General features: G+C 60.1%; 9 protein-coding genes and 1 CRISPR repeat array. Of the genes, 3 read left to right on the top strand and 6 right to left on the bottom strand.

Going from position 1 to position 11,986, the window contains the following annotated elements:
* A partial coding sequence (locus ACEW8N_RS07390) for a PDZ domain-containing protein (protein ID WP_373499160.1) occupies positions 1–667 on the top strand: 667 nt, incomplete at its 5' end.
* Between the two features lie 108 nt (positions 668–775).
* Here the strand turns inward: ACEW8N_RS07390 and ACEW8N_RS07385 are convergent.
* Positions 776–2,428: a 4Fe-4S binding protein gene (locus tag ACEW8N_RS07385; protein ID WP_373499159.1), complete on the bottom strand. Its 1,653-nt coding sequence runs from the start codon at positions 2,426–2,428 to the stop codon at positions 776–778.
* Complete coding sequence (locus ACEW8N_RS07380; RefSeq protein ID WP_373499158.1) at positions 2,425–3,372, bottom strand: DUF362 domain-containing protein; 948 nt, start codon at positions 3,370–3,372, stop codon at positions 2,425–2,427. The genes ACEW8N_RS07385 and ACEW8N_RS07380 overlap by 4 nt, the downstream gene beginning before the upstream one ends.
* Before the next feature lie 265 nt (positions 3,373–3,637).
* Here ACEW8N_RS07380 and ACEW8N_RS07375 point away from each other — a divergent pair, with 265 nt between their 5' ends.
* Positions 3,638–4,516, top strand: a complete 879-nt coding sequence (locus ACEW8N_RS07375) for a DUF2156 domain-containing protein (RefSeq protein ID WP_373499157.1) — start codon at positions 3,638–3,640, stop codon at positions 4,514–4,516.
* 70 nt (positions 4,517–4,586) lie between these two features.
* Entirely contained in the window at positions 4,587–5,360 is a 774-nt protein-coding gene (gene yaaA / locus ACEW8N_RS07370) for a peroxide stress protein YaaA (RefSeq protein WP_373499156.1), read from the top strand.
* A gap of 48 nt (positions 5,361–5,408) precedes the next feature.
* On the opposite strand, the gene cas2 is transcribed toward yaaA, so the two are convergent.
* The 4 genes from cas2 to ACEW8N_RS07350 all read right to left on the bottom strand — a co-directional run bounded on the left by cas2 (position 5,409) and on the right by ACEW8N_RS07350 (position 9,786).
* The gene (gene cas2 / locus ACEW8N_RS07365; RefSeq protein WP_373499155.1) at positions 5,409–5,687 is read right to left on the bottom strand and encodes a CRISPR-associated endonuclease Cas2; all 279 of its coding nucleotides are present in this window, start codon (positions 5,685–5,687) and stop codon (positions 5,409–5,411) included.
* Positions 5,688–6,734, bottom strand: coding sequence for a CRISPR-associated endonuclease Cas1 (gene cas1 / locus ACEW8N_RS07360; protein ID WP_373499154.1), 1,047 nt, complete (start codon positions 6,732–6,734; stop codon positions 5,688–5,690). It abuts the gene before it with no gap.
* A 65-nt stretch (positions 6,735–6,799) separates the two neighbouring features.
* Positions 6,800–8,446 (bottom strand): CRISPR-associated primase-polymerase type A1, encoded by a 1,647-nt coding sequence (locus ACEW8N_RS07355; protein WP_373499153.1) that lies wholly within the window; start codon positions 8,444–8,446, stop codon positions 6,800–6,802.
* Positions 8,443–9,786, bottom strand: a complete 1,344-nt coding sequence (locus tag ACEW8N_RS07350) for a tetratricopeptide repeat protein (RefSeq protein ID WP_373499152.1) — start codon at positions 9,784–9,786, stop codon at positions 8,443–8,445. Before ACEW8N_RS07350 ends, ACEW8N_RS07355 begins: the two co-directional genes overlap by 4 nt.
* A gap of 156 nt (positions 9,787–9,942) precedes the next feature.
* Positions 9,943–11,964: a CRISPR direct-repeat array (repeat unit 36 nt; unit sequence GTCTCAATCCCCTCGAATCGGGGCGGCCCTTCGGAC).
* Positions 11,965–11,986 lie beyond the last annotated feature (22 nt).

Below are 11,986 nucleotides of genomic sequence, written 5' to 3'. Positions count from 1 at the left end.
GCGCGCGCGTGCCGCCGAGCTTGACGGGGCGGCCGCCCGGCCGCCGCTTTCCCCCATGGAACAGCGGCTCACCGTCAGCGTCACCCAAAAGCCCTTGGCGGAGGTGATCGCAGCCGTGGCGGGCCAGTGCGATGTCTCGGTGACGGGGCTGGAAGACCGGTCCCGGGAGAACATCACCTTTTCGGCCGAGGATGAGCCCGTCGAAACCGCCGTCAAGCGACTGCTTCGGAACCTGGACGAGACGAACTACGTCTTCTTCTACAGCCTGACGCAGCTGCGCCAGGTCTCCGTCATGCCCAGGTCCAAAAAGGTCGCGCAGGCCCCCCTCGACATGCCCGCGGCCGAGGCCCCCCGGGAAGAGAGCCCCGAATTGCCCGAGGGTCAGGAGCTTCAGGAGCAGGCGGTCCGGGTCATCAACGTCAATGCGGGAACCCAGGCGGAAGCCCTCCAATTGCAAAGAGGCGACCTGGTCGTCGAGTACAACGGCGTGCGCATCGAGAATTCACAGCAACTGGTTGCCATGGTGAAGCAGAAATCCGAGGAGGATACCGTCGAGATGGTGGTGGTTCGGGACGGGGAGCCGTTGCGGATGACCCTGAAAGGCGGCATGATCGGCATCAATGTCCGGACGGTGGCGGTGCCCGGCCCCGGCAGCGAAACGGAATAGCCCTGGGGTTCCATGAATCAGCCCCCATCCGCCCCGGGATACGCCTGCCCTTTACCCATAACCCTTGGCCTTTAGCCCCTGGCCCTTTGCCCCTCGCCTCTTGCCCCGCTATTCCGTGAATCCGGGAGGCAGGGCGCCCGCCGGCCCCTTGCCCGAAGGCAGATCGTAAGGGGCCGCTTCCTTCGCCGCCGGTTTGCCGATGCTGAGGCGAAGCCCGGCCGCCCGCCCCTTCTCGCGGTAAGACCCCTCCGCAAGCCGCAGGGCCTCCATGGGCTCGACGATGATGGCCGCCCGCGCCTGAACCGGACAGTGGTGCTCGCAGAACCCGCACCCGCTGCAGCGGGATTCATGGACGAAAGGCACCGGGACCGAAGCCCCGGCAACCGACCGGAGGGAGATGGCGTCGTAGGGGCAGACCTCATCGCACACCAGGCACCCCCGATCGAACTCCCATGCCAGGCATTTGTGGCGCAGGATCTGGGCCGTGCCGATCTTGGCCCAGATTTTTTCCTCGGAAGCCAGCGGTCTCAGTGCGCCGGTGGGGCAGACCTCGCCGCAGACATTGCAGAGCGGCTCGCAGGGCCCCCGCCGGGGCGTGACCTTCGGGCTGAAAAAGGCCTCGATCCCGGCCGAAAGCCCCAGGGGCTGCAGGGTGTTGGTAGGGCAGGCCTTCATGCATGCCCCGCACCGGATGCACCGGGCCAGAAAAGCCTTCTCGGGAACCGCCCCGGGCGGCCGGATCAGGTCCGCCGGGTGGATTTGGCCGGGAACGACGGCATTTTCCCGGGCGCCCAGCCCCGTCAGGGTGACCATGGCCGTTCCGGCCCCCGCTAGTCCTGCCAGCAATACCTGACGCCGCTCGGGCCACACCGGCGGCGGCGCCTGCGCATGGGCGGCGCCGCCCCCGAAGGAAACGGCCCGGGTCGGGCAGATCCGTTCGCAGGCGTGGCAGGTGATGCAGGCCCTGAAGTCCGTCTCGACGGGGTTTGCGGCGATGGCCGCCATGGGGCAGGCTCTCTGACACTCCCCGCACCGGACGCAGTCCTCGGAAACCCTTCTGCGGATAAAGGGCCTTGCTGAAAAGAGCGCGAAGGCGGCCCCCGCCGGACAGAGGCAGCGGCACCAGAACCTCGGGGCGATCAGGCCTGCGGCCAGAATGGCGCCCACGGTGCCCAGGGTAAACCACTGGAGGCCGTAGCGCGGGAGGTCGATCTGGAGGTAGGCCGCCGAGGTCAGGTCCAGGGCGTCGGCCAGGGGGCGAAGGACGGCCAGCCCGAATTTTCCGAGAAGCGACAGGGCGGGATGGATGACCAGCGCGAAAAAGCGCGTGACCAGAACCATGGGCGAGACCGGAAACACGAAGGAGACCCCCAGAAGGGCGGCGCCCGCGATGAAAAACAGCAGGAGGGATCCGAAATGCCGCCAGGCGGGGGGTTCCCGGCGGCCTGGGCCGGATCGCGGCATGGCCCTGCGGACCACGGCGTCCGACGCATCGATGACGGACCCCAGGGGGCAGACGTATCCGCAGAAAAACCGCCCCAGGACCAGTGTCAGGAGCAGCAGCGCGGCGGCGGGCCAGAGGGATGCGACGAGCGTCCGGGAGGTGATCCATGTCGCAACGGCGACCACGGGGTCCATCCGCAGAAACGCGTCCACCGGCATGGGCGAAACCAGCGGAAATGACGTCAGGCCGATGAGAAGCACAAACAGCAGAAAGCAGAAACCCTGAAGAATCCGCTGGGGGGTCGGCCCGAGGGTCATGCGGCGGCCTCCCGGATCTGCAGGTTTTCCACGTCCATGCGCCCCAGCCCGCGCTCGTGGGCGATGCGGATATGCTTGACCTGGCGGGGCTCGAACCGCTGCCCGTACCACTCGAACATCCGGACGGTCTGGGCATCGGCGGCAACCATATCCGGCGATGCGATCACCGTATTCATCTTCAACACCTTGCCCGGGCCCGACGGCCCTTCCGTGGAGAGCACCCGCGTGGCGTCCACGACCGCAAGCCTTGGGGTCAGCAGGCTGGCCAGGTCGACGATCGACTCGTGGAGATCGTAGCGGACGTGCATGACCCAGCGGTTGTAGATGAGCCCCATCATGCCCTTCATGGAAAGGCTGACGCCGGCGCTGCCGTGGGACTTGGCCACCGGCGCCGCAATCAGGACGTCCGCCTCCAGCACGTCCCGCATGACGTCGGTCTCCGTCATCTCCTTCCCGCGGGGGATGTCCGCCCGGGCGAAAAATTCGCTGTCGGTGAGCCCGTAGACCATATCCTCGTCAAAGACCCCGCAGGCCTTTTTGATCCCCTCGATGCAGAGCTCCTGCTTCCGGAGGGGATGGTCCAGGACCCGCACCTTTGCGGCGCCCGCCTCCTTGCACATGGCCACCAGTTCCCGGACCACCTCCGGGTGGGTGTTGGTCCCCCGCTCGGGATCGTGGGCGAAGCTCATGTTGGGCTTGATGACCACCCTCTGGCCCGGCTTCACAAACCTGCCCATGCCGCCGATCAGGTCCACCGCCTTCCGGGCGGCCGGCCCGGGGCCTCCGGTGGCGATGCCGATATCCGGCTCCGGGGCGCCCATGAGCGGGGCGGGGATGATCATGCCGGCGGCCGCCAGCATGGCGCCCCGGAACTGCCGCAGGAGAAACTCCCTGCGGTTGATGTTTTCCAGGAAAAGCGTTTGAAAAAATCGGTCTGCATTCATTCTTCAATCCTCCACAGGCGCGGCTGCCTCCGGAACGGAAGGCGCCTTCGCATTCAGTCCGGCAAGGTCGCGAAGCCTTCTCCAGGGGCGGCAAGGGCAACATCGGCGACGCGGCCGGACAGTGTATTCACACTGAAGACCCGGGGTTGTGCGATTTCTCTGAAAAGTTTTGACATGATGCGCAAGCCAAATTAAACTAAGCATGTTGAACGACCGAGACAACATGCCGCACCGGTCCTTATGATCATCCACCCTGGAGGAAACCATGACGCTGGCGTTTGAGCCCGTCTCTCTGGACAAGCAGCACATCTACCGCGAGCGCCTGAAAGAGACCCGGTGGGAAGCATCGGACTACAGCTTTGTCAACCTGTGGGGCTGGAGCCGGGAATACGGGCTCACCTGGGCCTGGGACGACGATCTGGTCTGGATCCGGCAAGCGCAGCCGGTCAGCGCTCTCTGGGCGCCCGTGGGGCCGTGGGACCGGGTCGACTGGCCCCACCGCATCCGTTGCCATTTTCCCGAAAAAACGACGATCATCCGGGTACCGGAGCCTCTCATCCATGACTGGAAGGCGGCCCTGGGCGAAGGCATCACCGTCACCGCGGCGGAAGAGCACTGGGACTACCTCTATTCCGTGAAGGATCTCATTGAACTCAAGGGAAACCGGTTTCACAAGAAAAAAAATCTCCTTAACCAGTTTCTGGGGAAATATGATCATGCCTATGTGCCGCTCTCGCCGGACCTGATCGAAAAGGCGCTGGCGATGCAGGAGGACTGGTGCGTCTGGCGGGATTGCGAATCCGAAGAGACCCTCTCCTCCGAAAACCGGGCGATCGCGCGCGTGCTGGCCTACTGGGAGGATCTTGCCGATATTTTCGGCGGCGCCATCCTGGTGGACGGGGAGATGGCCGCCTTTACGGTGGCCGAACGGATGAACGACGAGACCGTCCTCATCCATTTCGAAAAGGGGCTCACCGCATTCAAAGGGATCTACCAGGCCATCAACCAGATGTTTCTCGCAGAAAACAGCCACCTTCAACGGGTCAACCGGGAGCAGGACATGGGCGAGGAAGGCCTCCGAAAATCCAAAAAATCCTATCACCCGGTGGACTTCGTCCGAAAGTACACGGTCACCCTGGCATGACCGGGGCGGCCCGCGGCGAACTTGCCGGCTGCAGGATCAACGCGAACGCACCGACCGAGGAGAGCTGAAGATGCTCGTGGTGATATCGCCCGCCAAGACGCTCGATTTTGAAACACCCCCCGCAACGGCGGACTATTCCCTTCCGGGATTTCTGGACGAGTCCGAACGCCTGGTGCAGGCCCTCCAGACCCTGTCGCCGGAGGAGTTGTCCGGCCTGATGGGCATCAGTTCCAAGCTGGCCCTCCTGAACCACCGGCGGTTCGCCGAATGGACCCTCCCCTTTTCGCCCGAAACCGCAAGGCCGGCGGTCCTGGCCTTCAAGGGCGACGTCTACGAGGGGCTTGCGGCCGACACCTTTTCCGCCGCGGATTTCCAGACCGCCCAGGCCCGCCTCCGGATCCTGTCCGGGCTTTACGGGCTTCTCCGGCCCCTGGACCTCATCCGGCCCTACCGGCTCGAGATGGGCACGCCGCTCGCCACCGAGCGGGGGGCGACCCTCTACCGCTTCTGGGGCGACCGGATCACGGAGGCCCTGAACGCGGCCCTGGAGGCCTGCAGCGGGAAAACCCTCGTCAACCTGGCCTCCAACGAATATTTCAAGGCCGTCAACGTGAAGCGGCTGGCCGCGGGCGTCGTGACGCCGGTCTTCAAGGATTACAAAAACGGGACTTACAAGGTCATCAGCTTCTACGCCAAAAAGGCCCGGGGCATGATGAGCCGGTTCGCGATTCAGCAGCGCATATCGGACGCCCGGGGGCTCAAGGCGTTCACGGAAGGGGGCTACGCGTTCAATCCGGCGCTCTCCTCCCGGGACCAGTGGGTCTTCACCCGGAAGCCGGCGTGACGGGCGGGGCGGGTGGGTTGAGATCAGACAGCGCAGCCTTCGTGCATCTCAAAAAATTCTCGCCAGAGCGGTTTTCGGGGGCTCTCCGACCCCCACGAATTCCGTTTCCTGCACGCAGCCTTTGCAGAGCCTGTAAAATCGGACGGTGTCCCACAGGCTGTCGATCGTCTCTTCAAGACGATTCCGCATCTTGAGGAAACGCTTCTCGTTCAGCCCCGGACACTCGAAGACGGACTTCTGGACCCGGTAGCCGTATTCGCCGATGATTTTCACAGCTCTCCTTCTGTCCCTGTCATCGACAATATCGAAGCACACCAGGTAAAACATTCAATGTTCCCATATGAACGGTTTGTAAACCTTCCCGTCATCGAGAAGATGGCCCGCAAACTTGGCCGCCTGCCTGTGAATCACCTGCCTGTAGGATGTCTGACAATCATCCGGCGGGTAGTGGGTTTCTCTTCCCATCATCTCTTCATAGCTTGCGATGAATGTTTTCATAAGATGCGGTTTCATCTCGACAGGGCGCTTTTCCTTCATCTCTTTTTCATCCACAAAATTTTCCGGGGGATCTTTTCGATAGGTGAAATCTTCCGGTGAGAGCATCTTCCGGTTGATCAAACCAAGAACCATCCGATCTCCCAGCCGGCACCTGTACTCCTCGACCAGGTCGCAGGCCAGGGAGGGCCGGCCATAACTGATCTCGTGCAGCGCGCCCATATAGGGGTCCAGACCGACCGCCTTGACGGCGGAGAGCACCTCGTTGGTCAAGAGCGTGTAAACAAACGACATGAGGGCGTTGACGGGGTCCAGCGGCGGTCGCCTGTTCCTGCCGTTGAAACGAAAATCCGGATTTTTCAGGAGACCTCCGAACGTACCGTAATAAAACCGCGTACCGGCGCCTTCCAGGCCTCTCAAGCGGTCAAGGTCCGGCGTATCGGCATCACAGATCCGCCGGATCGAGCGGATTCGGGCCGCCGCGACACGCAGTGCGTCGTCGCCGTACTTTCGGCCCCTGGCGATCAGGAACCGGGCCATGTTTTCCAATTTTCCGGATACGATCCCGGCTGCGACGGCCGCAGCGCCGGCGCCGCCCAATTTCAGATATTGCGCGCGCCGCAGTTCCACGTGCCGATGCACGTCACCCCCCAGTCTTGCCCGGAAACGCCCGGTTGTCGTCAAAAAAACCGTTTCCACCTGCCGGCTGATCAAAAAATCGAGAACGCCTCCGGTTAAAGATACATATCCCACCAGCGTCAGCTTCTTCAATCCGTCGGCCGGAATCCGATCCACCACCTGCTTGCCCTTGCAGACATGTAAGGCGGCGCCCTCCCGGCGCAGATAACATCCGGGCTCAATCACATACAAGGACTCCATGGAATGCCCCCTCTTCCGTCCGTTTTCACTGATGCAGAAACGTCGACGCCGCTGCGATATGCCGTTCAGGCCATGAAGATCAGGACCTGATGGATCGCCGTCCTGAGATTCTCGAGGGCGCCGGAAAGGTTCTCCGCTTTCTCCGCTTTTGCTCCTGAAAACGCATCCTTCCACCCCTCGATATGAAGGAGAGGATGCCGGTATTTGAAAATGTTCCCAAATTCACAAAAATCCCCCTGAAAGGACAACAGGGAATGAATTCTTTGACACCCCAGGGGCGTGCCCCTCAGCCGGCTGAGCTTGAAATCCACAAGGTGGGGATTGTATTCGGGCGAGGCCCCCAGCAGATAATGGATAAGATGCCTGGCCCGGGGAAGAAATCCGATGGTCTGCAGCATCACGCGCTCCTCCCGCTGCGCAGGCACCTCGCCGTTCCGGCATAGAGAGATAATCTGGCCCAACGGCGGACATTTTTTCTCCAGAAGGAAAAGGTCCGGATATGCCTCCGCCCAGGCCTTCCATCTCGGGTGAATGAGGAGGGGATCCTTTTTCATCGGAGACTCGCCTGGTTCCAATTCTTCCGGCGAAAGGAAGGCGACTCCCGAGAGAAAATCAAGCTGGGCGTCCATCGAGCGATCAGCGCAATCCATAAAACAGGATGGTTTTCCCGTAAGCCGGTGAACCCCCAGCGGCAGCTTGATCAGATTTCCCAGGCCTTTCCCGCCCAAGCGGTCCTGCTTTGGAAAAACCTCCAGTGAAAAGACGGAAAGGTCCCCGGCCACCGCATCCATGATGCCCGTTAAAAAGCTCCTTACCGCATCGGCGGGCGCCGGTGGTTTGAAAAAGAACCAGAAATGGAAACCTTTCCCTCCGCTGAACTCCACCAGGGTCTCCGTCCCGGCATCCCTCGCCAGCTCTTTGATCCGCGATATCATGTAAGCCTTCTCCCGGTGGACCTGTCGACGGATATCGGCCGTCACCGGGGTTTTTCTGAAATCGCTTTTCAGATCGGCATCGACGGCGCCGACGGAAACCGTGCTGTCTTCCTTGAGGAGATACATCCCGTAGGTTTTTCTTCCACTCAGGTGATCTTCGGCGTCCTGGCGTGTAAACTCCCGGCGTACGGGAACATACCCCTGTTTGCCGGTATTTCTGTCCACCCACTGGCGCGCGAAAACGTCGCGTCGCCCTGAAAAGATCGAAATATAGCGGTCCAGCCGATGCTGGCGGAGATGAAGGCGTTCAAAGGGCCCGGCCGAAAGATCCGTGTCTTCCTGATCCGGTTGCTCGGCCTTTCCCGTATCGGTTCCGTCTGAATAAACATTCGAGATATCGCCCTTGATGAAATGCTTGGCCTGCGCCATCACGGCCGCGAATTCCTGTCTGCGGCCCAGGACCATGAGCAGTTCCAGGCGCGCCTGCCATGCGTCCGTATGATCCGGCGCAGACCGGTTTACGGTCTCCAGAATCGACAATGCCGCCTCGACCTCGCCGGCCATCTGGGCAAGGCCGGCCCATTGGACCTTCTGGTCCGGACTCATGTTTTGGGGGATATCCGGCCTGACGAGAAGAGACCGGTCGCTTTCCGTCAAGTCCCCGGCAAGCAGCCGTTTTTCAACCGATGCCAGCATCAGCCGATAATCGGTGGTATCCGCAGGTTGTTTTTTCTGACCGGGAAGGTTCAAGATCGCCCCCTTTGTTCTGATATTCATGACAAATGTTTTTTCAGCTTGTTCAGTTCCGGATAGTTCGGGTGCTCCGTCTCCAGTTGGTTCACAAGGGACCGGGCATCATCCGTCAAACCGAGGCGATAGGCCCCCAATGCCTGCCAGTAAAGACCTTCGGCATAAACCAGCCCCCATTTTTCCGCGAAGAATTCACAGGCTTTTTTCCCGTATCCCATGACCTCGCGGTAACTGCCGAGCAGGTATTCAAGCCTGGCCAGCCGGACCAGGGTCTTGTGACGGGAACGATTGTCGCGTTCGGTGCAGTTGATCAGGGCTGTTCTGGCGCCGGCAAAATCCTCCAGGCTGATCCGCAGGTCGGATTCGGTCCAACGGACGTAAGGGCGCCGGATTTTTTCAGGAATTCTTTCGATTTCCTGGAGGCCTTTGGCCGGATTGCCCAGGGCGAGATAGGTTCGACCGAGAAGCTCCCGAACAAAATCCACTGGCCCCGAAGAGTTGCATTTCAGGGAAAACAGGAGCGCGTCCCTGGCCTCGATAAACCGGCACATGTTGAAGTGGACCTTGCCCAGGGCGAAATATTTGAACGTCATGGAGATATATTCGCTGCCGTTGTCTTCAGCCAGACACCGCTTGAGCAGGTCCAGGGCCTTCTGGGGTCTCCCGCTTTCCAGCACGGCCGAAGCCCCCTGGTAAAGGGATTTAACATAGTTTTTTCGCTCCTGGTGCCTGGCTTCCCGTTCTTCCGGCGCAAGGCCTTCCCAGTTTGCGATCGCCTTGAGGAACAGCGGCAGGGCATCTCTGTCCTTGTTCTGAATCTGTCGGTACAACATGCCCTGACGGTAGAAATTGGTCACCCCGTCCGGCCGGATCGCCTGGGCCGCCGTAAAATGGCGGTGGGCCAGGTCGATTCGCTCCTGCCGATTTTTCCCGCTGAGAAATATTTCCCGGTTCTTTGCCGCATACAGAGAATTATAGGCGGTGTAGGCGAGAGAATTGTGCAGGTAAAAATTTTCCGCATCCTTTTGAATGCAGATTTCCAGCTCCTGGATGGCATCGTCAAACCGCTTGATCTGCCCGAGCGCAAAAGCGATCTTCTGGCGAACCGATCCTTCCAATCCGCTGCCGGCTGCTTCCGGAATTTTGTCTTCGAGGGGGTGGAAAAGCTCTACCGCATCCTCCCACCGCTTATCCCGAATCATGACATCGAGTTCCGCCAGTGCGCCCTTGGCCGCCTTTTTGGCCGCATCCTTTTTTACCGTCACCAGATCAGCCAGCTGCAGGAACTCATCTTCCAGAATGCCGGCCTTTCCGTCATGGCCGCCGGCGGCATTGGGTTCTTCATGTTTCTCACTGGATATGCTCATTGAAAACCTCCGTTGGTCATGTCGGTATGGGTGATGCTTCTAACAATACTAACGGCATGGCGGCAGGCTTTTTCAAAAAAATCCGGAAAAAATATTGGAGGGGACATTCGACGCCACGTTCGTGGCTGCAGATGGGTTTCTGCGGGAAGGTATTTGAGTTCAAGACCCTCGAATCCGAGTGGCCGTGCGGTCGTTTTTGGCAGGGCGGCCCTTCGGACTGATCCACCGTAGGGGCACGGCGCGCCGTGCCCCTACGTCTCAATCCCCTCGAATCGGGGCGGCCTTTCGGACAGGCTTAATGATTAGATTTCACATCGAATACCACAAGTCTCAATCCCCTCGAATCGGGGCGGCCCTTCGGACCAAGCTGAAGATGGTGCCCTTTGCCGCGCTGAAGAAGTCTCAATCCCCTCGAATCGGGGCGGCCCTTCGGACAACTTTCATGACCAGTTTAAACGTGTTCAGTTTCAATGTCTCAATCCCCTCGAATCGGGGCGGCGCTTCGGACCAAGTACGCAGTAAAAGACGATGAAGGCAACCAGATGAGTATCAATCCCCTCGAATCGGGGCGGCCCTTCGGACGGAAAGCCGATTAGGTGGCGTCGGTAAGATGTCGATCCGTCTCAATCCCCTCGAATCGGGGCGGCCCTTCGGACTGCATGATAGGGTATGTAACCATCTTTCGTTAACTAAGTCTCAATCCCCTCGAATCGGGGCGGCCCTTCGGACTTTAACTCCTATAATGCCAGAGCCTGATGAAGAATTACTGTCTCAATCCCCTCGAATCGGGGCGGCCCTTCGGACTTGAATCCCAAGGTGAATACATTAATAGCATGAGTGAAGTCTCAATCCCCTCGAATCGGGGCGGCCCTTCGGACGCAAGAGCGAGGGTGCGCACCAACACTTTTACGCACGTCTCAATCCCCTCGAATCGGGGCGGCCCTTCGGACTGAATCCTCTTCCTGTTTTGCGCCGCGAATTTGGGATGTCTCAATCCCCTCGAATCGGGGCGGCCCTTCGGACAACAAGCTCGGCGCATCTTATGGCGCGGATAGTTTGAGTCTCAATCCCCTCGAATCGGGGCGGCCCTTCGGACAAACGAGGGGAAGCCACAACTACGACCACGGAAATTGTCTCAATCCCCTCGAATCGGGGCGGCCCTTCGGACTCGCTTCTGTGCAAGTTTTGACGGTGGTGAAATCAAGTCTCAATCCCCTCGAATCGGGGCGGCCCTTCGGACCCATGGGGAGAATTATTTTGTTGAGTTGAGGCTCTAGGTCTCAATCCCCTCGAATCGGGGCGGCCCTTCGGACTTGATTTCGGCGTGTTTGGATATCTTGCCGGATGAAGTCTCAATCCCCTCGAATCGGGGCGGCCCTTCGGACCGGAACAATGGAAGACAAAAGACGGCGAGAAGAAGTCTCAATCCCCTCGAATCGGGGCGGCCCTTCGGACCCAGACTAATAACCATTTCCGCCTTGAACTCTTACGGAGTCTCAATCCCCTCGAATCGGGGCGGCCCTTCGGACAAAAAGGCGATGTTATTGATCCGGAATATTTTGCTAAGTCTCAATCCCGTCGAATCGGGGCGGCCCTTCGGACAAAGTTCGACAGCTTAGCAAACAAATACGGGTTTTAGTCTCAATCCCCTCGAATCGGGGCGGCCCTTCGGACACGTGGTTCACCTGCCCATGAATAATGAGAAGCAACAGTCTCAATCCCCTCGAATCGGGGCGGCCCTTCGGACCAAGTGCTACACGCATCATAGTAGGGTCGTCAATAAGGTCTCAATCCCCTCGAATCGGGGCGGCCCTTCGGACGGCCGAGTGCCTCGACGACTACCCTGCCCTGGTCAAGTCTCAATCCCCTCGAATCGGGGCGGCCCTTCGGACGTAAAAATACTTGCCCCGATAGGAAAATTTGATAAGTCTCAATCCCCTCGAATCGGGGCGGCCCTTCGGACATTAACTTCATTACAGCCGAGTTTGAGCAAATTCTAGTCTCAATCCCCTCGAATCGGGGCGGCCCTTCGGACCGTATAAGAACGACCCCGGAGCACGGGCGGTATTTTGTCTCAATCCCCTCGAATCGGGGCGGCCCTTCGGACTTCGAGAGGAGTTTCCGCCGACTGAAGGGAGCTGTGTCTCAATCCCCTCGAATCGGGGCGGCCCTTCGGACCTACACTGGAACGAGCGCTGAA

The organism is Desulfococcus sp. (genome assembly GCF_041737845.1).
GTDB lineage: Bacteria > Desulfobacterota > Desulfobacteria > Desulfobacterales > Desulfococcaceae > Desulfococcus.
This window is presented reverse-complemented; position numbering and strand designations above follow the sequence as displayed.